Annotated in this window: 22 protein-coding genes; 12 read left to right on the top strand and 10 right to left on the bottom strand. The window is 57.1% G+C overall.

The genetic code is table 11. From position 1 onward, the window contains the following. The first annotated feature begins 66 nt into the window (after nt 1–66). The 7 genes from JQR90_RS18475 to JQR90_RS18445 all read left to right on the top strand — a co-directional run bounded on the left by JQR90_RS18475 (nt 67) and on the right by JQR90_RS18445 (nt 6,448). Nucleotides 67–1,725, top strand: coding sequence for an OFA family MFS transporter (locus JQR90_RS18475; RefSeq protein ID WP_434140212.1), 1,659 nt, complete (start codon nt 67–69; stop codon nt 1,723–1,725). 160 nt (nt 1,726–1,885) lie between these two features. Then, nucleotides 1,886–2,479 carry an imidazoleglycerol-phosphate dehydratase HisB gene (gene hisB / locus JQR90_RS18470; RefSeq protein ID WP_019367287.1) on the top strand — a complete coding sequence of 198 codons (594 nt, stop codon included), beginning with the start codon at nt 1,886–1,888 and terminating at the stop codon, nt 2,477–2,479. Continuing rightward, nucleotides 2,479–3,117 (top strand): imidazole glycerol phosphate synthase subunit HisH, encoded by a 639-nt coding sequence (gene hisH, locus JQR90_RS18465; RefSeq protein ID WP_150348478.1) that lies wholly within the window; start codon nt 2,479–2,481, stop codon nt 3,115–3,117. The genes hisB and hisH overlap by 1 nt, the downstream gene beginning before the upstream one ends. Nucleotides 3,118–3,262: 145 nt before the next feature. Further along, nucleotides 3,263–4,000 (top strand): 1-(5-phosphoribosyl)-5-[(5-phosphoribosylamino)methylideneamino]imidazole-4-carboxamide isomerase, encoded by a 738-nt coding sequence (hisA, locus tag JQR90_RS18460; protein ID WP_434140211.1) that lies wholly within the window; start codon nt 3,263–3,265, stop codon nt 3,998–4,000. Between the two features lie 27 nt (nt 4,001–4,027). After that, on the top strand, nt 4,028–4,798 hold the full coding sequence (hisF, locus tag JQR90_RS18455) for an imidazole glycerol phosphate synthase subunit HisF (RefSeq protein WP_010796144.1): 771 nt from the start codon (nt 4,028–4,030) through the stop codon (nt 4,796–4,798). 111 nt (nt 4,799–4,909) lie between these two features. Continuing rightward, complete coding sequence (locus tag JQR90_RS18450) at nt 4,910–5,629, top strand: substrate-binding periplasmic protein (RefSeq protein ID WP_239383492.1); 720 nt, start codon at nt 4,910–4,912, stop codon at nt 5,627–5,629. A gap of 63 nt (nt 5,630–5,692) precedes the next feature. Continuing rightward, the gene (locus JQR90_RS18445) at nt 5,693–6,448 is read left to right on the top strand and encodes a substrate-binding periplasmic protein (protein WP_150348482.1); all 756 of its coding nucleotides are present in this window, start codon (nt 5,693–5,695) and stop codon (nt 6,446–6,448) included. Between the two features lie 51 nt (nt 6,449–6,499). Here the strand turns inward: JQR90_RS18445 and JQR90_RS18440 are convergent, their stop codons facing one another. The 4 genes from JQR90_RS18440 to gpmI form a co-directional block, all read right to left on the bottom strand. Beyond that, nucleotides 6,500–7,261 (bottom strand): divergent polysaccharide deacetylase family protein, encoded by a 762-nt coding sequence (locus tag JQR90_RS18440; RefSeq protein ID WP_434140210.1) that lies wholly within the window; start codon nt 7,259–7,261, stop codon nt 6,500–6,502. Continuing rightward, nucleotides 7,258–8,604, bottom strand: coding sequence for a S41 family peptidase (locus tag JQR90_RS18435; RefSeq protein ID WP_010796140.1), 1,347 nt, complete (start codon nt 8,602–8,604; stop codon nt 7,258–7,260). Before JQR90_RS18435 ends, JQR90_RS18440 begins: the two co-directional genes overlap by 4 nt. A gap of 24 nt (nt 8,605–8,628) precedes the next feature. Then, nucleotides 8,629–9,894 (bottom strand): murein hydrolase activator EnvC family protein, encoded by a 1,266-nt coding sequence (locus tag JQR90_RS18430; RefSeq protein WP_434140209.1) that lies wholly within the window; start codon nt 9,892–9,894, stop codon nt 8,629–8,631. A gap of 179 nt (nt 9,895–10,073) precedes the next feature. After that, nucleotides 10,074–11,609: a 2,3-bisphosphoglycerate-independent phosphoglycerate mutase gene (gene gpmI, locus JQR90_RS18425; protein ID WP_239383426.1), complete on the bottom strand. Its 1,536-nt coding sequence runs from the start codon at nt 11,607–11,609 to the stop codon at nt 10,074–10,076. 152 nt (nt 11,610–11,761) lie between these two features. On the opposite strand from gpmI, the gene JQR90_RS18420 reads away from it, so the two are divergent. Genes JQR90_RS18420 through secB form a run of 3 tightly spaced genes read left to right on the top strand, consistent with a single transcriptional unit; the run spans nt 11,762 to nt 12,960 of the window. Next, the gene (locus JQR90_RS18420) at nt 11,762–12,184 is read left to right on the top strand and encodes a rhodanese-like domain-containing protein (protein ID WP_434140208.1); all 423 of its coding nucleotides are present in this window, start codon (nt 11,762–11,764) and stop codon (nt 12,182–12,184) included. 22 nt (nt 12,185–12,206) lie between these two features. After that, the gene (gene grxC / locus JQR90_RS18415; protein ID WP_010796136.1) at nt 12,207–12,461 is read left to right on the top strand and encodes a glutaredoxin 3; all 255 of its coding nucleotides are present in this window, start codon (nt 12,207–12,209) and stop codon (nt 12,459–12,461) included. 28 nt (nt 12,462–12,489) lie between these two features. Continuing rightward, the gene (secB, locus tag JQR90_RS18410; protein WP_010796135.1) at nt 12,490–12,960 is read left to right on the top strand and encodes a protein-export chaperone SecB; all 471 of its coding nucleotides are present in this window, start codon (nt 12,490–12,492) and stop codon (nt 12,958–12,960) included. 52 nt (nt 12,961–13,012) lie between these two features. Here the strand turns inward: secB and JQR90_RS18405 are convergent, their stop codons facing one another. After that, nucleotides 13,013–13,477, bottom strand: a complete 465-nt coding sequence (locus tag JQR90_RS18405) for a tRNA (cytidine(34)-2'-O)-methyltransferase (protein WP_010796134.1) — start codon at nt 13,475–13,477, stop codon at nt 13,013–13,015. A 99-nt stretch (nt 13,478–13,576) separates the two neighbouring features. Between JQR90_RS18405 and JQR90_RS18400 the strand changes: the two genes are divergently transcribed. Further along, nucleotides 13,577–14,170 carry a hypothetical protein gene (locus tag JQR90_RS18400; RefSeq protein WP_434140207.1) on the top strand — a complete coding sequence of 198 codons (594 nt, stop codon included), beginning with the start codon at nt 13,577–13,579 and terminating at the stop codon, nt 14,168–14,170. A gap of 371 nt (nt 14,171–14,541) precedes the next feature. On the opposite strand, the gene ntrC is transcribed toward JQR90_RS18400, so the two are convergent. The 5 genes from ntrC to glnA all read right to left on the bottom strand — a co-directional run bounded on the left by ntrC (nt 14,542) and on the right by glnA (nt 19,960). Next, a complete protein-coding gene (gene ntrC, locus JQR90_RS18395; RefSeq protein ID WP_010796132.1) occupies nt 14,542–15,972 on the bottom strand; it encodes a nitrogen regulation protein NR(I) in 1,431 nt (476 codons plus the stop codon). After that, complete coding sequence (gene glnL / locus JQR90_RS18390; RefSeq protein ID WP_010796131.1) at nt 15,969–17,045, bottom strand: nitrogen regulation protein NR(II); 1,077 nt, start codon at nt 17,043–17,045, stop codon at nt 15,969–15,971. The genes ntrC and glnL overlap by 4 nt, the downstream gene beginning before the upstream one ends. Before the next feature lie 198 nt (nt 17,046–17,243). Continuing rightward, nucleotides 17,244–17,882, bottom strand: coding sequence for a DUF4124 domain-containing protein (locus JQR90_RS18385; RefSeq protein ID WP_010796130.1), 639 nt, complete (start codon nt 17,880–17,882; stop codon nt 17,244–17,246). Nucleotides 17,883–17,891: 9 nt separating this feature from the next. Then, entirely contained in the window at nt 17,892–18,419 is a 528-nt protein-coding gene (locus tag JQR90_RS18380) for a DUF4124 domain-containing protein (protein WP_010796129.1), read from the bottom strand. 134 nt (nt 18,420–18,553) lie between these two features. Then, a complete protein-coding gene (gene glnA / locus JQR90_RS18375) occupies nt 18,554–19,960 on the bottom strand; it encodes a glutamate--ammonia ligase (RefSeq protein WP_010796128.1) in 1,407 nt (468 codons plus the stop codon). 369 nt (nt 19,961–20,329) lie between these two features. On the opposite strand from glnA, the gene thiI reads away from it, so the two are divergent. Continuing rightward, nucleotides 20,330–21,784 (top strand): tRNA uracil 4-sulfurtransferase ThiI, encoded by a 1,455-nt coding sequence (gene thiI / locus JQR90_RS18370; RefSeq protein ID WP_010796127.1) that lies wholly within the window; start codon nt 20,330–20,332, stop codon nt 21,782–21,784. Nucleotides 21,785–21,900: the final 116 nt, after the last annotated feature.

Raw genomic sequence — 21,900 nt, 5'->3', positions numbered from 1 at the left:
GGGAATGCCCGGTCTTTTCTGCGAACACTTCAGCGAGTCGTCAACACTTCATATAGGGGATTTCTCATGAGCATTACGCTCACACAGAGCGGCACTTCCGCTCGTCCCGCTTTCCTATCCAAGGAACGGATCATTGCCACCCATGGCTTCAACCGCTGGCTGGTACCGCCAGCAGCACTGGCCATTCATATGTGTATCGGCATGGCCTACGGTTTCTCCGTATTCTGGTTGCCGCTGTCTCGTGCCGTTGGCATTGATGCACCCATTGCCTGCGCGCCCACCATGGGCTTTTTCGATCAGCTTTTCGCCACGGGCTGCGACTGGAAAATCTCCCAGTTAGGCTGGATGTATACCCTGTTCTTCCTGTTCCTGGGCTGCTCGGCTGCCTTTTTCGGTAGCTGGCTGGAGCACGCCGGTCCTCGCAAGGCAGGCGTCGTGTCGGCATTCCTGTGGTGCGGCGGTCTGGTGATCTCGGCCATGGGCGTGTATACCCACCACATCTGGCTGCTCTGGCTGGGGGCTGGTGTGATCGGGGGGATCGGGCTGGGGCTTGGCTATATTTCGCCAGTTTCGACACTCATGAAGTGGTTCCCTGACAAGCGGGGCATGGCGGCCGGCATGGCGATCATGGGCTTCGGCGGCGGTGCGATGGTCGGTGCGCCCCTGGCCGACATGCTGATGCGCCATTTCGCAACGGCTGAAGATGTTGGTGTCTGGCAGTGCTTCCTGGTCCTGGCCGGCGTCTATTTTGTCTTCATGATAGGTGGCGCGCTTGCGTACCGTGTACCGCCGCCTGGCTGGCGTCCGGAAGGATGGTCGCCTTCGCTGAAAAAGACCGGCAATGACATGATCACCAGCCGTCACGTGCATGTCAGCAAGGCCTGGCGCACGCCCCAGTTCTGGCTGGTGTGGGCGGTACTCTGTCTGAACGTTTCCGCTGGTATCGGTATCCTGGGTATGGCATCGCCCATGCTGCAGGAAGTATTCGGTGGTCGCCTGATCAACGTCGGTATCCGCTTCAATGACCTGAACAAGGATCAGCTGGCGCAGATCGCCACGATCGCTGCCGGCTTTACTGGCCTGCTCAGTCTGTTCAACATCGGCGGTCGTTTCTTCTGGGCATCGTTCTCGGACTTTATCGGTCGCAAGATCACGTTTTTCGTGTTCTTTGCGCTGGGCTTTGCCTTGTACGCGATCATTCCATGGACCAGCCACATGGGCAGCGTAGCGCTGTTCGTGTTCACGTTCTGCCTGATCCTGTCCATGTACGGCGGCTGCTTCGCTACCGTGCCGGCTTATCTGGCGGATCTCTTCGGTACGCAGATGGTGGGGGCGATCCATGGTCGTCTGCTGACGGCCTGGGCCGCTGCCGGTATTTTCGGTCCGGTGCTGGTGAACTACCTGCGTGAATACCAGCTGGGCCTGGGGGTTCCGCGTGCAGCTGTCTATGACACTACGCTGTATATCCTGTCGGGCCTGCTGATCCTCGGCTTTATCTGTAACCTGCTGGTACGCCCGGTGGCAGACAAGCACTTCATGACCGAGGCCGAGCTGGCTGTTGAGCGTTCCAAGAGCAACGACAACAACTTCGACAATCTAGTGATCGAATGGTCGGCTGACCCATCCAGCAAGACTTGGGTCATTCTGGCCTGGGCTGTGGTCGTCATTCCGTTGGCATGGGGTGTTCTCATTACCCTGGGCAAAACGGCTGTGCTGTTCGGCTAAGCGATACCGCTCGCGGCAGGTGCAATGCCTGCCGCGTTTCCCGCCACTCGTCCCATCCTTCCTCTCGTTTGCGTTTAGGTGCCTTTCACGGCTTCTGCTTCCTGGCTATGGCTTCTATACTGTTTACCCTTTTTTGCCCTCTCATTTCGCGGAGCAGGTAATGGCCGAACGCAAGGCAGCCGTCGAGCGCAATACCCTGGAAACCCAGGTCAAGGTATCCATCAATCTGGATGGCACCGGGCAAGCCCGATTCGACATCGGGGTTCCCTTTCTTGAGCACATGCTGGATCAGATCGCCCGCCACGGGTTGATCGACCTGGACATCCATTGCAAGGGCGACCTGCATATCGACGATCACCATACCGTTGAGGACGTGGGCATCACGCTGGGTCAGGCCTTTGCCCAGGCCGTTGGTGACAAGAAAGGCATCTACCGTTACGGACATGCCTATGTGCCACTGGACGAAGCCCTGTCCCGGGTCGTCATCGATTTTTCCGGGCGTCCCGGTCTGCACTGGCATGTACCGTTTACCCGGGCTACGGTCGGAGGCTTCGACGTCGATCTGTTCATCGAGTTTTTCCAGGGCTTCGTCAACCATGCGCAGGTAACGCTGCATGTGGATAACCTGCGTGGCATCAACACTCACCACCAGATCGAGACGGTCTTCAAGGCGTTTGGACGCGCGCTGCGCATGGCAGTCAGCCAGGACGAGCGCATGGCTGGACAGATGCCGTCTACCAAGGGGTGCCTCTGATGCAGACGGTAGCAGTCATCGACTATGGCATGGGCAACCTGCACTCGGTTGCCAAGGCGCTTGAATATTCAGGCGGCGCACGCGTGCTGGTCACGGGTGATCCGCAGATCATTCGGGAGGCAGACCGCATCGTCCTGCCGGGCGTAGGTGCTATCCGCGACTGTATGGCTGAGATTCGCCGCCTGGGCATCGATGTGCTGGTTCGCGAAGTCAGCCAGGATCGTCCTTTCCTGGGCGTCTGTGTGGGTATGCAGGCCTTGATGGAAACCAGCGAGGAAAACAACGGTGTTGACTGTATCGGCCTGTTTCCCGGTCGGGTGCGCCGCTTCCCTGCCGATATGGTAGAGAATGGTGAAAAGCTTAAAGTCCCGCACATGGGATGGAACGAGGTGGCGCATACCCTCGATCATCCGCTTTGGCATGGTATTCCAGACCAGAGCCGCTTCTACTTTGTGCACAGCTACTACATCGAGGCCGCCAACGCTCGCCAGGTAGCCGGCCGAGGCCATTATGGCGTGGACTTTACCGCCGCCTTGGCTGACGGTCCGCGCTTTGCCACGCAGTTCCATCCCGAAAAGAGCGCAACCTGCGGTTTGCAGCTCTACCAGAACTTCGTTGCCTGGGATGGCCGCTGGTAAGCCTGGCTGACTGTACTAGTCGCCATGGCAAGGCTTGAGTGCAAGCACAAAACCAACCCGTGGCGTTTTATCACCATTAGCGAACGCATTCCTGGCGCTGAACCTGTGCCATGCAGGCCGCCCCGAATGCCTTGAGTAGAGATCTATGCTGATTATTCCTGCGATTGATTTGAAAGATGGCGCCTGCGTGCGTCTGCGCCAGGGCCGTATGGAAGATTCCACGGTTTTCTCCGACGATCCTGTAAGCATGGCGGCCAAGTGGGTCGAAGGCGGCTGCCGTCGTTTGCACCTGGTTGATCTTAATGGAGCGTTCGAAGGCCAGCCGGTCAATGGCGAAGTGGTTACCGCGATCGCCAAGCGCTATCCCTCCCTGCCTATCCAGATCGGTGGCGGTATCCGCTCATTGGAAACCATCGAACACTATGTAAAGGCTGGCGTGAGCTACGTGATCATCGGCACCAAAGCCGTAAAAGAGCCAGCATTCGTGGCTGAAGCCTGCCGAGCCTTTCCAGGCAAAGTCATCGTTGGGCTGGATGCCAAAGACGGCTTCGTGGCGACTGATGGCTGGGCGGAAGTCAGTCAGGTGCAGGTAATCGATCTGGCCAAGCGCTTCGAGGCAGACGGCGTTTCGGCGATTGTTTACACCGATATTGCCCGTGACGGCATGATGCAGGGATGCAACGTACCGTTTACTGCCGCGCTGGCAAACGCTACCCGAATTCCTGTCATCGCATCGGGCGGTATCCATAACCTGGGCGATATCCAGAATCTGCTGGATGCCAAGGCACCCGGCATCATCGGTGCCATTACCGGTCGCGCGATCTACGAAGGCACGTTGGACGTCGCAGAGGCTCAGGCCCTGTGCGATCGTTATCAGGTATAAGACAGGCCGACAGACGAGGGATACCGTATGGCACTTGCCAAGAGAATCATTCCCTGCCTCGACGTGGACAATGGCCGCGTGGTGAAGGGCGTCAAATTCGAAAATATCCGTGACGCCGGAGATCCGGTAGAGATTGCCCGTCGTTACAACGAGCAGGGCGCAGATGAAATCACCTTTCTGGATATCACCGCCAGCCACCAGGGCCGCGATACCACCCTGCATACGGTCGAGCGTATGGCGAGTCAGGTGTTCATTCCGCTGACCGTGGGCGGTGGCGTCCGTACCGTGCAGGATATTCGTAACCTGCTCAACGCGGGTGCAGACAAGGTCTCGATCAATACTGCAGCAGTCTTTACGCCCGAGTTCGTCGGAGAAGCCGCAGACCGTTTTGGCTCGCAATGCATCGTTGTCGCCATCGATGCCAAGAAGGTCTCGGCACCGGGCGAAACGCCGCGCTGGGAGATCTTTACCCACGGTGGCCGTAAGCCGACCGGGCTGGACGCCGTTGCCTGGGCACGCAAGATGGAGGACTTGGGAGCGGGTGAAATCCTGCTGACCAGCATGGATCAGGACGGCACCAAGAGCGGGTTCGACCTCGGAGTGACACGTGCCATCAGTGAGGCCATCAATATTCCTGTTATCGCATCAGGTGGTGTCGGTAATCTTGAGCACCTGGCTGCCGGTATTCTGGAAGGCAAGGCCTCGGCGGTATTGGCTGCCAGCATTTTCCATTTTGGAGAATACAGCGTGCCTCAAGCCAAGGCCTATATGGCTGAACGGGGTATTGTGGTCCGATAAATAGAGATTTGCGTCACACTTGGCACGCTTCCTGTTAAAGAAATTGCCCAAAACAAAGCAGGAGGCGTGTCCATGTTCAACGTTGTCATGGCGTTTTGGGTCAGTGTGTTGATGGTGAGTGCTGGGGCCGCCCAGGCAGCCAGTGCCAACAATCGTATTGATCTGCTGACAGAAAATTTTCCCCCTTACAACATGTCGGTCGATGGCAAGAACTTCGCACAGGAGGAAAGCCTGAGCGGAATAGCCGTGGATATCGTCCGGGAGGCCTGTAAGCGGGCCGGGGTTGCTTACTCGATGACGCTCCGCTTTCCCTGGGAGCGTATCTACAAGACCGCACTGGAGCAGCCTGGCTACGGCGTTTTCGTGACGGCTCGTCTCCCCGAGCGGGAAGATTCTTTCAAGTGGGTGGGGCCGATAGGACCTGATGACTGGATTCTGCTTGCCCGTGCGGACTCATCGCTAAAAATTGGCAGCCTGGATGACGTAAAGCGTCAGGGTTTGCGCATTGGCGCCTATAAAGGTGACGCGATCGCCGAAAGTTTAGTGAAGCAAGGCATAAACCCAGACCTCTCACTGCGGGATCAGGAAAACGTTCAAAAACTTCAGGCAGGGCAGATTGACGTCTGGGCCACCGGCGATCCGGCGGGCCGTTATCTGGCGCGTCAACAAGGGGTTACTGACTTCAAGACCGTTCTGCGGTTTAACGAAAGCCAGCTCTTTTTAGCCTTGAACAAGCAGACACCTGACAATGTGGTGCAAAAACTGCAAAACGCACTGGAGCAGATGCGCAAGGATGGTGAAGTCCAGCGCATCCTGGAGCATTACCTTTAAATAAGCATTCGATTGTGCCTTTGCCGGTGGCACAGCAGTTATAAGAAACAAGGAGCTGAAGTGATGTCCAAGTCGATATTGCGTGTGGTGATGTTGGGGTTGTTATTGGGAGCAGGCGCAGCAAAGGCTGCGGTCTCCGACAATTACTCGATGGTCCTGCTGACTGAGAATTTCCCGCCATTCAATATGGCTGTCGACGAAAAGAATTTCGCCAAGGATGACGGGATTGACGGCATCAGCACGGATATTGTCCGTGAAATGTTCAAGCGTGCCGGAGTCAACTATTCCCTTTCTCTGCGTTTCCCCTGGGACAGGCTTTATAACCTGGCGCTGGAAAACCCTAATTACGCGCTGTTCTCCACGTCCCGCACACCTGCCCGCGAGTCGCAGTTCAAATGGGTAGGGCCCCTGGGCAAGACGCGTAAGGTGTTAATGTCGACTAACGCCAGCAATATCAAGTTGACCAACCTGGAAGGCGCGAACAAGTACAAGATCGGTACTTACAAAAGCTCGGCGGTCAGCCAGATCCTGGCTGACAAGAAGATTCCGTTTACCGAGTCCCTTCGCGACCAGGAAAACGTCGGCAAGCTGGAGAGGGGCGAAATCGACTTCTGGGCAACGACCGATGTTGTGGCTCGGTATCTGGCCAAACAGGAAGGGGTGTCCAATCTGCAAACCGCGTTGGTCATCGATGAGGCAGACCTATACCTGGCGGTCAACAAGGATACGCCGGATGATGTAGTTGCCAAGCTGCAGAAGACGCTGGATGAGATGCGCAAGGAAGGCGTAGTCGATCAGATTACCAATAACTACCTGTGACCCTTCAGGGGCCCTGTAGCAAAACCGGAGCCTGGGCTCCGGTTTTTTGTTTCAGCGGTACACACCATTCTTGCCATGACCGGCCATGGCTTTATTGCTGCGTAGAGCAATCATCTGCTCGACATCGATAATCTCGATGCCATTAGCGATCAAAGTGGGCAGCTCGCGCTCCAGAACGCTTAGCGTGGCTGGACGAGGATGACCAATCAGAACGGCCGTGCCTTGCTTGCGTGCCAGCCTGACGCCTTCCTGCAATTGCGCTGCGATTGCATCAGCCTGGTTTACATTGTCCAGGAACACATCGCGAGAAAGGCTCGCCAGCCCAATCTTCTGAGCTTCGGCGGCTGCAACCGTGGCTGCACTGGTACGGCTATCGAGGAAAAATAGCGATTTGGTCTGCAGGGTTTGCATGAGCTGACTCATGGCCGGGCGATCAGCCGTCATCCGACTACCTTCATGGTTGTTGACCCCGCTGACATAGGGGACAGTCGCCAGGGCGTTTTCGAGGCGCTTAAGGCGCTCCTCACCGGAAAGCTCCGGGTGCCAGGCGAAGGGGCCGCCCGCAGGGTCCATAGGCAGATGCAGAATGACCGTACGGCCTGCCTTATGGGCTTCGCGAGCCAATGTCGCGCCGAAGGATGTGCCCGGCATGATGGCCAGGGTCACCGGCCCGGGCAGACCAAGAACGCGACGATCCTGGGAGAGGTTCTGTCCCAGGTCATCGATTACGATGCTCAGGCGTGGTGGCTCAGCCGCAGCGGCTCCAGCTGCCAGAGCGAGCAGCAGGAGCGAGCCAATCCAACGCCTGATCACTGATTGCGCGTGATGCTCAGCCCTTTCAGGAGGCTGAGGGCTTGGGACAGCTGGAAGTCATCATCTTGCGGGCGGGGCGTCTGGTTAGGCGCCTTGCTTCCAGTAGGACGATCCGGGCCGCCGTTGGCATTACCCAGGTGACCGGCCAGATCAGCTTCTTTGAAGAACTCAGGATTGTCTTCTGGGGTGACTTTGGCGGGTGCGACCGCCACATCAGGGGTGATGCCCTGCGCTTGAATGGATCGGCCCTTGGGTGTGAAGTACAGCGCTGTGGTCAATTTGAGTGCGCGGTCGTTGTTAAGCGGCAGAACTGTTTGCACCGAGCCTTTACCGAACGTATCCGTACCCATCAGGATTCCGCGCTTGGAATCCTGCAGAGCGCCCGCCACGATTTCCGCCGCCGACGCGCTGCCACCATTGATGAGGACGACCAGCGGAACACCTTCGCTGGGGTCAGCCGCGTCGGCCGAGAAGCTCAGCTCGGAGTTCTGGATGCGACCCTTTGTATAGACGATCAGCCCCTTGGTCATAAAGGCATCCGCAACCTCGACAGCGGCCTGCAAAACACCGCCGGGGTTGTTTCGCAGGTCGAGCACCAGGCCGTTGAGCTTATTGCCCTTGTTCTCTTTGCGAAGCTGCTGGAAGGCCTTTGTTACTTCATCGCCCGTGTTTACCTGGAACTGCGAAATGCGCAGCAGGCCGTAGTTAGGCTCCAGCAGTTGCGCCTTGACGCTCTTGACCTTGATGACGGCCCGGTTGAGCTTGACATCGAAGGGGCGGCCACCGCCGCGTACGATAGTCAGGGTAATCGGACTGCCGATCTTGCCGCGCATCTTGTCTACGGACTGGCTGATGGACTGACCCTTGGTGGGCTGGCCATCGATCTTGACGATCAGGTCTCCCGGCTGGATACCGGCCTTGGCAGCCGGCGTGTCATCAATAGGGGAGACCACTTTTACGAAACCGTCCTCCTGACCCACTTCGATCCCCAGACCACCAAATTCGCCGCTGGTGGTTTCCTGAAGCTCAGCAAAATCCTTGGGTTCAAGGTATGCCGAATGCGGGTCCAGGTTGCTCAACATGCCCTTGATGGCGTTTTCGAGCAGAGTCTTGTCATCCACCGGCTCAACATAGGCTGCCTTGATGCGGTCCATCACCTCAGCGAACGTACGCAGCTCTTCGAGTGGAAGCGGCGCGTTGTTGATGGGCGCTGCTGCCCCTTCGACCGGGGTCACCGCGGCGGGCACTTCTCCTGGCGTCTGTTGCTGGGCCCAGGCGGTTGAAACGCCACTCAGCCCTATCAGCGAGAAAGCCAAGGCGGTGAGACGAAAGCAATGCGGCATGCGTAGCTCCTAATGTGTCCGGCACTAACCCTGGGCACGGCACCAGGTAAGCGGATCCGACGGACGACCCTTCTGACGTATGGCGAAATAGAGGGCAGGGGTGTCCTGACCTCCGCTGGTCCCGACGGTTGCAATCGCATCGCCCGCCTTGACCTGATCACCTGCACTCTTTAACAAGCTTTGATTATGCCCGTATAAACTGAGATAACCGTTGCCGTGATCAATGATCACCAGCTGTCCGGCTCCTCGTAACCAGTCGGCAAACACTACCCGGCCCGCATGAATAGCGTGCACCTGGGTGCCTGCGCTGGCTGAAATCAGTACACCATCCCATTTGGCGCGCGGGTCATCGCCACGCGGACTGCCAAAGCGTGCCAGCAGGCGACCGTTCACAGGCCAAGGCAGCTTGCCTTGTGCGCTGGCAAACGGACCGCCAAAGCCTGGTGCAGAACTAGACACCGCAAGGCCCGGTGTGTTCGTTGGCCGTGTCGTTTTGCTGCTTGCGCGACTACGCTCTTCCGCTTCCCGCGCCTGTGCCAGCGCACGCTGGCGAGCCTGCTCAGCCTCACGAACCTGGCGGGCCAGTGTCTCTTCAATGGTTTTCAGGACCTTGCCGAGTTCTGCCTGATCCTGCTCGCGCGATTGCAGCGCACGGTTGCGGTCGGAGTAGTCGCTGTTCAGCTTGGCCAGGGTCTCCTGGCGTGCCTTGCGGACTTCGGCTAGCTTGTCCTGCCGCTCCTGCAAAGCGGCTTGCTGAGCGGTCAGCTGCGATTGCTCGTTACGAATGTCACTCTCTACCCCGGCTAGCTGTTTCAGGGTGTCGTTGAATGTCGCGAGTTGGTCGAGGCGGGCCTGATTGACATAGTTATAGTAAGTCAGGGTGCGACTGACCTTTTCCGGTTGCTCCTGATTGAGGAGCAACTTCAGGTATTCCTGACGGCCGCTTTGATAAGCGGCACGAATCTGGATAGCGATCAGTTTTTGTTGCTCAAGGCGTGACTGATCGAGTTTTTTTTTCTGGTCATCCAGCTTCTTCAGCTTCTCCTGACCTTGATCCAACTGATCCTGGAGATCCTTGACCTGCTTTTCCAGGTCGCCCATCTCCGTTTCGGTCGATTTGAGCTGCTTTTGCACGCCGGACTTTTCGGTCTGGATGCCTTGCAAGAGCTTCTGCAGTTCGGCGATATCACGCTTGGTGGCTTCCAACTGGCGCTGGGTATCCTCGCGCTGATCGGCCACGGCCGGAGTAAGCAGGCATGCAAGAAGAACGAGGGTAAGGGCGCGAAGCATCGAGTAACAAATATCCCATGAGGAAGCGCCCTAGTATGCACGGGGCGGCTAGCAAAAAAAACGGCGAGACGAGCCGTAGATGACTAGGTGCTCTTTTATTGGTTGATGATCAGAAGTACCGCTGAGTCCCCAGGGACGCAACGATACTCCCAATCGGGTAAATGAGCAGGCCGTGATATTTAATTCACGGTAATGATCGTACGACCGGTCATCTCCTTGGGTTGCTCCATACCCATAAGCGTCAGCAAGGTGGGCGCTACATCGGCCAGTACACCGCCTTCACGAATGTGAACGGAGCGCTTGCCTACATAAACGAACGGAACCGGCTCGGTGGTATGCGCAGTATGCGCCTGACCCGTGGATTCATCTTCCATCTGCTCGACATTGCCGTGGTCTGCCGTAATGATGGCCTCGCCGCCGACCTTGTCCAGCGCTTCCACAATGCGTCCCATGCAGGCGTCCAGGCATTCCACTGCTTTGACTGCCGCCTCGAATACACCGGTATGGCCCACCATGTCGCCATTGGCATAGTTGGCGATGATGACGTCGTAGCGCTGGTTTTCAATCGCATCGACAATCTTGTCGGTAACTTCCGGGGCGCTCATTTCAGGCTGCATGTCATAGGTGGCAACCTTGGGAGAGGGGATCAGGATACGTTCCTCGCCCTCGAAGGGTTCTTCCCGACCGCCCGAGAAAAAGAACGTGACGTGCGCATATTTCTCGGTTTCGGCAATCCGCAGCTGAGTCTTGCCGTTCTTGGCCAGGTATTCACCCAGGACATTGTTCAGACTTTCCGGGGCAAAGGCACTGGGTGCAGGAATGCTGGCAGCATATTGGGTCAGCATGACATAGCCTGCCAGGTTTAGCGTCCGGGTACGGGGGAATTCCTTGAAGTCCGGCTCGACAAACGCACGGGACAGTTCACGGGCGCGGTCAGCACGGAAGTTCATGAAGACCACGGCGTCACCGTCTTCCACCTTGACGGGAGTCCCGACGGTTGTTGCCTTGACGAATTCATCGCTCTCGCCGCGCTCGTACGCTGCGTTGAGGCCTTCGGTGGCCGTTGCCGCATGGTATTCCGCGGTACCGTCCGTAATGAGGTTGTACGCAGCGGATACGCGGTCCCAGCGATTGTCGCGGTCCATGGAGAAATAGCGGCCAATCAGCGACACGATACGACCTTTGCCCAGGCGGGCAAACGTGGCGTCTAGCAGGTCGATCGAGCTTTGCGCGCTCCTGGGCGGTGTATCGCGACCGTCGAGGAAGGCGTGCAGGTAGATCTTCTCGGCGCCACGCTTGGCCGCCAGCTCTGCCATGGCAACCAGATGGTCCTGGTGGCTATGGACGCCACCATCGGACATCAGGCCAAGGATATGGACGGCCTTGCCTGCGCCGACTGCCTTGTCGACGGCTTCGCCAATGACCGGATTCTCGAAGAACTCGCCATCGCGGATGGCCTTGGTGATACGGGTGAAATCCTGATACACCACACGGCCGGCTCCCAGGTTCATGTGACCTACCTCGGAGTTGCCCATCTGGCCGTCAGGCAGGCCCACATCCATGCCGGAGCCGGAGATCAGACCATGGGGCTGTGTCGCCAGCAGGCGATCCCAGACCGGCTTTTTTGCCGCGTAAATGGCATTGTGCTTGGTTTCCTCGCTGTGGCCAAAGCCGTCGAGGATGATCAGGACCAGAGGTTTGGGTGTGAATGCCATGATTTCGGACTCTTGTTAGCGCTGTTTCGAAAGGCAACGGTTATCTGAAGTGTAACTGCCAAACGCCTAGCGACGCCACGCATGCAGGGTATGGTGCATGAGGTCGCGTGTGTATACTGGCCAGCATTTTTTGACTCCGGATACTTCGTGCCATGCAATTCGTTTCCCGGCTGATCGAGTTCGCCACTCACCATTACTTGCTTGTTGGCGCCTTGTTGATGCTCTTGATCCTTCTGCTGATACACGAGACACGTCGTAGCGGGCGCAGCCTGTCAACGGCGGAGCTGACCAAGCTTCTCAATACAGAGCAGGGCATTGTGCTGGACATTCGTCCGAAGAAGGAGTTCGCTACCGGTCATATCGTCGGGGCAGTGAACATTCCTCAGGACAAACTGGCCAGCAGCCTGTCCCAACTGGAGAAGCACAAGGATAAGACCCTTATCGTTGTCGACAGCAATGGTCAGCAGGCCGGCGCTGCCTGTACGCCGCTACAACAGGCCGGATTCACTACGGCCCGGCTGACGGGAGGTCTCTCTACCTGGCGTGGGGAAAACCTGCCGCTCGTGAAAAACTAATTGTCGGACAGGAGGTACTCTCATGCCTGAAGTCATCATCTACACCAGTGCCTGGTGTCCTTACTGCCATCGAGCCAAGCACCTGCTCGACAGTAAAGGTGTGAAGTACCAAGAAATTGCCGTCGATGGCCAGCCTGCAGTGCGCAGTGAAATGACACGCAAGGCCGGCCGGACCAGTGTTCCGCAGATCTGGATTGGCGAAACCCATGTGGGTGGCTGCGACGATCTGTATGCGCTCGAGCGCTCAGGCCGTCTCGACCCGCTCCTCTCTGCCTGAATTAACCGATAAACAATAAGGTTCTGTCATGACTGATAACCTAAACGGAGCGCAGCAGACTGAAGAAGGCGCTCAGTTCTCCCTGCAACGTATCTATATTCGCGACCTATCTTTCGAGGCGCCCAAGAGCCCGGACATCTTCCGTCAGGACTGGCAGCCAAACGTCAACCTGGACCTGTCCACCCGCCAGAAGGCGCTGAACGAAGATTTCTACGAAGTCGTCCTCACGCTGACCGTAACGGTGAAGAACGGTGAAGACACCGCTTTTGTTGCTGAAGTACAACAGGCCGGTATCTTCCTGATCAAGGGTCTGGATGCCTCTTCCATGAGTCATGCGCTGGGCGCCTTCTGCCCGAACATCCTGTTCCCTTATGCACGTGAAACACTGGACAGCATGGTCGTACGTGGTTCCTTCCCGGCGCTGATGCTGTCGCCGGTGAACTTCGATGCGCTGTACGCTCAAGAGCTGTCGCGCATGCAGACTGCAGGTCAGGCCTGATCTACGCTGTAGAAAAAACGCCCTTCGGGGCGTTTTTTTATGCCGTAGTGATTTATTCCGGCATGAAAAAGCCCAGCTGGCGCCAGCCCTCGTAAACGGTAATGGCTACCGCGTTGGAGAGATTGAGGCTGCGACGATCCGGCAGCATGGGCAGGCGTAGCAGGTGCTCGTGGGGAAGGGCATCACGCACCTCGGCTGGCAGCCCGCGGCTCTCGGGACCAAACAGCAGGGCATCGCCTACTTCATAGCGGACATCGGCATAGGACTGTGTAGCCTTGGTAGAAAAGGCCATCAGCCGACGGGGTTGTAAATCTGCTATACAAGCTGACAGCGATGCGTGACACCGCACGGTCGACCACTCATGGTAGTCCAACCCGGCGCGACGCAGTTTTTTGTCGTCAAGCGCAAAGCCAAGTGGCTCGATCAGATGCAGACGGCAGCCGGTAACGGCACACAAGCGAATGATATTGCCCGTATTGGGCGGAATTTCCGGCTCGAACAGAATGACGTCAAACATGGTAGCTAACACAGGAATAAAGAGCGGTATGGTAACGCCACCCGGCGACAATGGCTGCTGCTTCGTACGGTGGATATGGGCTGGTTGCGGAACGGTGGCATGTTGAGTCGCCTGTTTCATGCCGTACGCCGTCTGTTTCTCGAGGTACGCGAAGCTAAGGCTGCTCGTGAAAGAGAACTCCAACGGGTGGATGATCCTGAAGAGCTACGCCGTGAGCTACAGACTCGCAATCGCCGCCTCCTAGTGTGGTTGGGCGCCATGTCACTGGGCGGGCTGCTGTTCGGGCTGATGGTCGGCCGGATCTATCACGGCGATGTAGGGCCTCGGCAGCCAATCGTTCCTCAGGTACGCGTGGCTCAGGCTGCAGAATACGTTGACGAAGGCTCTGGGAGGCCTATGTATCGTCTGGTGCTGTCCCTGAACAAGGCCCTTCAGTATGAGCGCTATCGCCCAGACGGTGCGTTGAATCTGCGTTTGCCCAACATAAGTTTGGTAGGCGGCAATCAAAGTGCTCAGGTAAAAACAAAAGAGTCACGCAGCTTTTCCTGGTCAGTCATTCAGCAGGGCAAGGACGTCAACGTGCTTGTAGTTGGACTAGGAGGAGCCCTGGCTACTCAGGACCACTTGGACAAAAAGGAAGGCGACCACTGGGAGTTGGTCATTGAGGTTCCACTGATCTCAGCTGGCCAGTAAACGTGCGCACAATTAAGGCAAATTTCAATTGCTGCACATTTTTGGTGCAAGCCTTGAATGCTAAACATTATTCTTCTTTTATGGTGCTGTGTTTCTTGTAAAGCCAGTGCAATTGAAGGGTTTCAGCTTTGTATCTGTAACCTATTGATTTTAAAGGCCTGAAAAGTAGCCTTTTATCTCAGAACAAAAAAAGACCACCCGAAGGTGGTCTTGAAATAAAAAGGGGATTCCCCAGCCTGCCTGTACCGAGGTCCCCAAAAAGGTTGGTTACCAAGTACATAGCAGGCGGCGTGCCAACTTTTCATAATTTTCTGAACAAAAAGTTCAGGCATAAAAAAGCGCCGTTTAAGGCGCCTTTTAGCCTACAGGGCTTAGTCTTCACCCTCTTCATCGGGGCCATCGACTTTCATGCCCAGCTCTTTGATCTTCCGGGTCAGCGTGTTGCGTCCCCAGCCCAGGAGAACCGCGGCATCACGACGGCGGCCGGCGGTATGCTTGAGCGCGGTCTCGATCATGATTCGCTCAAAAGCAGGCACGGCACTGTCTAGAAGGCTTGACTGTCCACGAGTCAATGCCTGATCCGCCCAGTGACGCAAGGCTTGTTCCCAGTTGGCGGCGGGTTGCGCATCCTGCGGCTGGCTAAGGAGTTCCGGCGGCAGGTCATCGATCAGTACCTCCCGGCTGGACGCCATCACCGTGATCCAGCGACAGGTATTTTCCAGTTGCCGGACGTTACCTTGCCAGGACAGGCCCTTCATGTACTCCTCGGTTTCCGGTCTTAGCGTCTTGGGTTCTACCGTCAGCTCTTGCGCCGCTCGTGCCAGGAAATGCCGGGCCAGCGCCGGAATATCCTCCCGGCGATCAGCCAGGCGAGGGATGTGGATACGAATCACGTTGAGGCGATGAAACAAGTCCTCGCGAAACTTGCCATCCCGGACCAGACCCTCCAGGTTCTGGTGGGTTGCGGCAATGATGCGGACATCCACCTTGACTGGGGTATGGCCCCCTACGCGATAGAACTCACCATCGGCCAAGACCCGCAGCAGGCGCGTCTGGGTATCAGCTGGCATGTCTCCGATTTCATCAAGAAACAAGGTTCCGCCATCGGCCTGCTCGAAACGGCCTCGACGCTGGTTGGCCGCGCCTGTGAAGGCCCCTTTTTCGTGGCCGAACAGCTCGGACTCCATCAAGTCCTTGGGAATGGCGGCCATGTTCAGCGCAATGAAAGGCGCAGCCGCACGCGGGCTGTGGCGGTGCAGGGCATGGGCAACCAGCTCTTTACCTGTGCCCGACTCGCCATTGATCAGAACCGTAATGTTGGAATGGGAGAGCCGGCCGATGGCGCGAAACACCTCCTGCATTGCCGGCGCTTCACCAATGATTTCCGGTGTTCGCGTCAGGTGAGCGGGCTCCTCGAATCCCTGCTGTTCCTGGGCATGCTGGCCGGCGCGCTTGACCAACGCGACGGCCTCATCGACGTCGAACGGCTTGGGCAGGTATTCAAACGCGCCCCCTTGATAGGAGGCGACAGCGCTGTCGAGATCCGAATGTGCCGTCATGATGATCACAGGCAGACGAGGGTGAACCTCCCGAATGCGAGACAACAAATCCAGGCCACTGGCGCCAGGCATGCGAATATCGGAAATGATGACATCCGGCTGCTGGCGGCCGAGCCGATTCATGACGCTGTCCGCATTCTCAAAGGCAACGGTCGTCATGCCTTCCTGCTGAAGGGCCTTTTCTAGTACCCAGCGAATGGAACGGTCGTCGTCGACGATCCAGACGGTCTCCGAACGGCTCATAAAGGCTCCTTATCCAACGGCAGGAAAATACTGAAGGCAGTGTGTCCAGGTTGACTCAGGCACTCGATAAGGCCTTGGTGCTGAGAAATGATGTTTTGCGTGATGGCCAAGCCCAGACCGGTCCCGTCTGGGCGACCGCTGACCATCGGATAGAAGATGGTTTCCTGCATGTCGGCAGGAATACCTGGGCCGTTATCGATGATTTCGACCTTGCACACCAACCGATGGCGAACATGGGCAATAGTGAACTGGCGGAGCGCACGCGTCCGCAGCGTGATACGCCCCAGGCGCAGCTCATTATGTTCGGAAATGGCCTGCATGGCGTTTCGCACAATATTGAGGACCGCCTGGATCAATTGCTCCTTGTCGATAAGGAGGTCCGGGATGCTCGGGTCGTAATCGCGTACCAGGGAGATACCACCCTGGCTTTCAGCATCCACCAGACTGCAAACACGCTCCAGCACCTCATGAATATTGGTACGTGCCAGTTTGGGCAGCTTGTTGGAGCCGAGCATGCGATCCACCAGGTTGCGCAGGCGGTCAGACTCCTCAATGATGACGTTCGTGTAATCTTTCAGGGACTCGTCCGGTAACTCCCGAGAGAGGAGTTGCGCAGCGCCACGGATGCCCCCTAGGGGATTCTTGATCTCATGGGCAAGCCCGCGAACCAGCAGTTTGGTCGTTTCCTGCTTGGAAAGCTGGGCTTCCTCTTTGGTAATTCGCAGGAGACGATCCCTGGGATGCACTTCCAGCAACAGGTAGGTCGTAGAAGGGCTGAGCACAGGCGTAACAGCATAATCCACCGTCAGGTTGTTGCCTGTAGTGGACACCAGCAGTGCTTCACGCTTGGTAAACGGGTGCGAGTGCTCCACTGCCTGACGAAGGGCTTGGAGCGCTTCCGGCGACTCGGTGAACAATTCACTGATGAATTGACCGTGGCTACGCTGACCGCTGACGGCCAACAGCATTTCAGCTGCCGGATTCATGTACTCAAGGCGCAGCTCGGCGTTGAGCAGAATGACTGCCGTCGTAAGGTTATCCAGCAGCAGACGATGCATCATTTCCGTAGGCATGGCGAATCAGCTTTGATGTGACGACCCATGAAAATGCAAGAAACAAACCAAGCTACGTAAATAGGCTGCCCTGTGTTAGGGCAAGCCCATAACCTGTGCACTGCACGTAGCCTTAAGCTGTTTTCTAGCTAATCAGGATGTCTCGTTTTGGTGCGACCTACAGTATTGCACTGATATGGTGCATAAGGGGCTGGCGCTTTATTCTTCTTCGGGTTTTTCAGAAAGCGGACATTCGGGACGAATACCCCACTCACCGTCCTTGCAGGGGTTGGCCAGACGCCGCTGAGACAGCGACATGCGCTTCATATGGAAAGGTTGGCTAGGCGTACGCTCGACCACGACGCCGCCTTCCGTAACGATCTCCACCGCGATCTGATGCGTGCCCCGATCCAGGTTTTCAAGTGGAAATACCGGACTGCGCCCAGGGGCTCCTGCGGGTTGGCCATCCAGAATCAGCCGGTAGAAATGAGTAGGCATCAGTTCTGGATCGCTGGTGGCTGTTACGATCAGCTCACCGGCATTGCTCCGAATCGTAGCGTCCGGCTCCGGTACAAGAATGCGCAGCATCTGGTAGGACGCGATCTGAGCCGGTGGCGGTGGGGCGGATGGCTGCACCGGTTTACGAATATCCGGATTAGAGGGTGACAGCTTGATCGTACGTGGTGCAGCAGGCGACGGCATGCTGTTGGAAGGCTGAATCGTAACAGGGTTGGCCTTGATGCCCTTTGGAGGGCTATCTGTGAAGATGCGGTTACCTTCGGCATCGGTGTAGGTGTACACGGCTGCAAAGGTCGGCTGCGTCAGGAAGAGTAGTACAAGCAGATAAATGAAGCGCATCGGTAAGGATCAACGACTCGGACTGTTGAGGCTGATGCGTTGCACCGTGATCTCAACGGGCTCGCTCTGTTGTACGACACGTGTACCTTCGACCACCTCTATGGCCAGGCTGTGTGTGCCACGGTCTATGTTAGTCAGATGAAAAAAAGGTGCTCGGGTCGGCTCACCATAAGGTTGCCCATCCACCAGCAGGCGAAGTTCATGGCCGGGCGATAGGGCAGGCGTTATGGTCGCGCTAATGGAAAAAGTGCCATTGTTCGCTCGTAGCGCTTCATCGTCAGGCGCATCCAGGCGCAGGGTTTGATAGGGCTGACTCGTGGCTGCGCCCGTGTCGGGCGGGGACGGAGAGGGCGCGGTCGACGCCGGCGTCTCGGCTTTCACGGTGTTGGGGCGCTGCAGTTCGACCCGTTCGGCAGGCGCGTTCGCTGGCGGCTGGTCGCTGAAGACTGTTTGGCCGTTCGGGCCTACCGAGCGATAGATTTCGGCGTGAACAGGCAAGGTCATGGCAAACACTAGGCTGGCGAACAGCAGGCGCATATCTGTTCCTAGGGTGACACTGGCGTCACATAGAGAAAGAGGTAAGTCATAAGCGTTGCACTGACAGGCCCTTATGACAAGCGCCCATAAGCAAAAGGCCTCCCGAAGGAGGCCTCTGCTGTACAACCGGTGGCTTAGACGCTGTAGTACAGGTCGTATTCCAGCGGGTGAACGAAGGTGCGAACCTTGATCTCTTCTTCGCTCTTGAGCTCGATATAGGTATCGATGAACTCATCAGTGAAGACGCCACCCTTGGTCAGGAACGCGCGGTCAGCGTCCAGGGACTCCAGTGCTTCCTTCAGGCTGCCACATACCTGCGGGATCTGCTTGGCCTCTTCTGGCGGCAGGTCGTACAGGTTCTTGTCGGCAGCATCGCCAGGGTGAATCTTGTTCTGGATACCATCCAGACCCGCCATCAGCAGTGCAGCGAAGCACAGGTAAGGGTTGGCCGCCGGGTCCGGGAAGCGCGCTTCGATACGGCGGGCTTTCGGGCTGGAAACGTAGGGGATACGGATCGAGGCGGAACGGTTGCGAGCCGAGTAGGCCAACATGACCGGTGCTTCAAAGCCGGGAACCAGACGCTTATAGGAGTTGGTGGACGGGTTGGTAAAGCCATTCAGAGCCTTGCCATGCTTGATGATGCCGCCGATGAAGTACAGGGCAGTATCGGACAGGCCGGCATAGCCTTCGCCTGCGAACGTGTTCTTGCCTTCCTTGGAGATAGACATGTGAACGTGCATGCCCGAGCCGTTATCGCCATACAGCGGCTTCGGCATGAAGGTTACGGTCTTGCCGTAGGCATCAGCGACGTTGTGTACGCAGTACTTCAGCGTCTGGACTTCGTCCGCCTTGGCTACCAGCGTGTTGAACTTCACGCCGATCTCGTTCTGGCCGGCAGTCGCCACTTCATGGTGGTGAACTTCAACAACCAGACCCATTTCTTCCAGCGCATTACACATGGCCGTACGGATTTCGTGGTCGTGGTCGACCGGCGGAACCGGGAAGTAACCGCCCTTGACGCCCGGACGGTGACCCTTGTTGCCGCTTTCGAAATCAGCGTCAGTGTTCCAGGATGCTTGTTCGGAAAAGATCTTGAACATGGAGCCGGAGATGTCAGACTTGAACTTCACTTCGTCGAAGATGAAGAACTCGGGCTCTGGACCTACGAATACAGTGTCACCGATACCGGTGGACTTCAGATACTCTTCGGCAGCCTTGGCAATAGCACGGGGATCGCGCTCATAAGGCTGCATGGTGGACGGTTCGATGATGTCGCAGACCAGGATCACGGTCGGCTCTTCAGTGAACGGATCCAGCACGGCGGTGCTGTCGTCCGGCATCAGGATCATGTCGGAAGCTTCGATACCTTTCCAGCCAGCAATGGAGGAGCCGTCGAACATTTTGCCGTGTTCGAAGAAGTCTTCATCGAGGGCGTCGCGAGCGGGCATAGTAACGTGCTGCTGCTTTCCCTTGGTGTCCGTGAAGCGCAGGTCTATCCACTTCACGTCGTTTTCTTTGATCAGTTGAACCGCCTTCGACATGTTTTCCTCCAGAGGGATTGAGGCTGGGAGCGGTTGGCGTAACTCCCAGGATCAGGTGTACCCGTAGCAAGGGCACTTCTGAAAACGGTTGCGCTTTCAGAAGAGCCCTATCCTCGCCTAAGGGCTACTGCCTCACAAGGGAGCAAGTAGCGTGCCAGTGCCCTGTAATGGACAGGGCCGCACTAACACTAGGCCTTGGCCGTTAATAGTGCCTTTGGAATAGACCACTGAGCACCAAAAGCGTGCTTTATATTTTTTATAGCACCAAATTGGTGCTTTTATGTATTTAGACCAATGGAAGTCAGAACTTTCAGTTTGAGCTATACTTGTCGACCTTTTCTCGTCGTTTCCGCTCTTCTTTAAAATTTCATGAAGCTCATCGTCAAAGTCTTTCCGGAAATCACTATCAAAAGTCGTCCGGTGCGCAAGCGTTTCATTCGCCAGCTGGCGAAGAATATCCGGGTGGTCTTGAGGGATCTGGACCCGAACCTGACGGTGGAGGGTGAGTGGGATAACCTGGAAGTCGAAACACAGCAGACCGAGCCGAAGGTTCTGCGCGAGATGATCGAGCGCCTGACCTGCACGCCAGGGATCGGTCATTTCCTGGAGGTCCATGAATACCCGCTGGGCGACTTCGAAGATATTCTCGACAAATGCATCCAGCATTTCGGTGAGCGCATTCGCGGCAAGGTATTCTCCTTGCGCTGCAAGCGGGCCGGCAAACATGATTTCAGCTCCATGGACATAGAGCGCTACGTCGGGGGCGGACTGCGCCAGCGCTGTGGCGGTGCGGGGATTTCCCTCAAGGATCCCGAGGTGCTTGCACGCATCGAGATCCGCCATGACCGCCTGTTCGTGATTGATCGGCAGCACGACGGTCTGGGAGGGTATCCACTGGGTGCTCTCGAACAGGTGCTGGTGCTCATGTCCGGTGGTTACGACTCAACCGTTGCCGCCTACCAAATGATGCGTCGCGGCCTGGTCAGTCATTTCTGCTTCTTCAATCTGGGTGGGCGTGCTCATGAATTGGGCGTTATGGAGGTTGCCCATTATCTGTGGGAGAAATTCGGCCGTTCCCAGCGCGTGCTGTTTATCAGCGTGCCGTTCGAAGAGGTGGTCGGCGAGATCCTGACCAAGGTGGATGACAGCCAGATGGGCGTCATCCTCAAGCGCATGATGCTGCGCGCAGCCAGCCGCATGGCTGAGCGCCTGGACATCGATGCGCTGGTCACGGGCGAGGCGATCTCGCAGGTTTCCAGCCAGACCCTGCCCAACCTGGCCGTAATCGACCGTGTCACCGATACGCTGGTGCTGCGTCCACTGCTGGCCAGTCACAAGCAGGACATCATCGACACGGCCGAACAGATCGGCACGGCGGCATTTGCCAAGCACATGCCGGAGTACTGCGGCGTGATTTCGGTGAACCCGACGACCAAGGCCAAGGGCTACCGTATCGAGCACGAAGAAACCAAATTCGACATGACCATCCTGGACGCAGCCCTTGAGCGCGCTACGATGATGACAGTCGACAAGGTGATCGACGAGCTTGGCAAGGATTTGAAGGTTGAGGAAGTCAGCCAGGCGCTGCCTGGTCAGATCGTGCTCGACATTCGTCACCCAGATAGTCAGGAGGATGATCCTCTGGCCGTGGACGGTGTCGAAGTGCAGGCTATGCCATTCTTTGCACTGAACAATCGATTCAAGGAACTGGACGAGAGTCGCCAGTACCTTCTCTACTGTGACAAAGGTGTCATGAGTCGCCTGCATGCTCATCATTTGCTCAATGAGGGGCATGCGAATGTACGTGTTTATCGCCCGGACTAAACAGCCCGGGCTGTTTGGCGGCAGCATTCGCCATCGCCCTCCCGACCGGGGTTGAGGGCAGGCCTGTCGGGCTGCTCGTAGGCGCAGATCTCATTGGCGCCTTTGTTTCTCTGGAT

This window comes from Pseudomonas sp. JZ114, from assembly GCF_051027705.1.
In the GTDB taxonomy this organism is placed as follows: domain Bacteria; phylum Pseudomonadota; class Gammaproteobacteria; order Pseudomonadales; family Pseudomonadaceae; genus Chryseomonas; species Chryseomonas luteola.
The sequence above is the reverse complement of the archived record's forward strand: the minus strand, read 5'-3'. Positions and strand labels throughout refer to the sequence as shown.

What these genes read in the sequence shown, in the direction of transcription:
- JQR90_RS18475 (WP_434140212.1), top strand. Translation starts at nt 67, where the DNA reads ATGAGCATTACGCTCACACAGAGCGGCACTTCCGCTCGTCCCGCTTTC.
- hisB (WP_019367287.1), top strand. Translation starts at nt 1,886, where the DNA reads ATGGCCGAACGCAAGGCAGCCGTCGAGCGCAATACCCTGGAAACCCAG.
- hisH (WP_150348478.1), top strand. Translation starts at nt 2,479, where the DNA reads ATGCAGACGGTAGCAGTCATCGACTATGGCATGGGCAACCTGCACTCG.
- hisA (WP_434140211.1), top strand. Translation starts at nt 3,263, where the DNA reads ATGCTGATTATTCCTGCGATTGATTTGAAAGATGGCGCCTGCGTGCGT.
- hisF (WP_010796144.1), top strand. Translation starts at nt 4,028, where the DNA reads ATGGCACTTGCCAAGAGAATCATTCCCTGCCTCGACGTGGACAATGGC.
- JQR90_RS18450 (WP_239383492.1), top strand. Translation starts at nt 4,910, where the DNA reads ATGGTGAGTGCTGGGGCCGCCCAGGCAGCCAGTGCCAACAATCGTATT.
- JQR90_RS18445 (WP_150348482.1), top strand. Translation starts at nt 5,693, where the DNA reads ATGTCCAAGTCGATATTGCGTGTGGTGATGTTGGGGTTGTTATTGGGA.
- JQR90_RS18435 (WP_010796140.1), bottom strand. Translation starts at nt 8,604, where the DNA reads ATGCCGCATTGCTTTCGTCTCACCGCCTTGGCTTTCTCGCTGATAGGG.
- JQR90_RS18430 (WP_434140209.1), bottom strand. Translation starts at nt 9,894, where the DNA reads ATGCTTCGCGCCCTTACCCTCGTTCTTCTTGCATGCCTGCTTACTCCG.
- gpmI (WP_239383426.1), bottom strand. Translation starts at nt 11,609, where the DNA reads ATGGCATTCACACCCAAACCTCTGGTCCTGATCATCCTCGACGGCTTT.
- JQR90_RS18420 (WP_434140208.1), top strand. Translation starts at nt 11,762, where the DNA reads ATGCAATTCGTTTCCCGGCTGATCGAGTTCGCCACTCACCATTACTTG.
- grxC (WP_010796136.1), top strand. Translation starts at nt 12,207, where the DNA reads ATGCCTGAAGTCATCATCTACACCAGTGCCTGGTGTCCTTACTGCCAT.
- secB (WP_010796135.1), top strand. Translation starts at nt 12,490, where the DNA reads ATGACTGATAACCTAAACGGAGCGCAGCAGACTGAAGAAGGCGCTCAG.
- JQR90_RS18405 (WP_010796134.1), bottom strand. Translation starts at nt 13,477, where the DNA reads ATGTTTGACGTCATTCTGTTCGAGCCGGAAATTCCGCCCAATACGGGC.
- JQR90_RS18400 (WP_434140207.1), top strand. Translation starts at nt 13,577, where the DNA reads ATGTTGAGTCGCCTGTTTCATGCCGTACGCCGTCTGTTTCTCGAGGTA.
- ntrC (WP_010796132.1), bottom strand. Translation starts at nt 15,972, where the DNA reads ATGAGCCGTTCGGAGACCGTCTGGATCGTCGACGACGACCGTTCCATT.
- glnL (WP_010796131.1), bottom strand. Translation starts at nt 17,045, where the DNA reads ATGCCTACGGAAATGATGCATCGTCTGCTGCTGGATAACCTTACGACG.
- JQR90_RS18385 (WP_010796130.1), bottom strand. Translation starts at nt 17,882, where the DNA reads ATGCGCTTCATTTATCTGCTTGTACTACTCTTCCTGACGCAGCCGACC.
- JQR90_RS18380 (WP_010796129.1), bottom strand. Translation starts at nt 18,419, where the DNA reads ATGCGCCTGCTGTTCGCCAGCCTAGTGTTTGCCATGACCTTGCCTGTT.
- glnA (WP_010796128.1), bottom strand. Translation starts at nt 19,960, where the DNA reads ATGTCGAAGGCGGTTCAACTGATCAAAGAAAACGACGTGAAGTGGATA.
- thiI (WP_010796127.1), top strand. Translation starts at nt 20,330, where the DNA reads ATGAAGCTCATCGTCAAAGTCTTTCCGGAAATCACTATCAAAAGTCGT.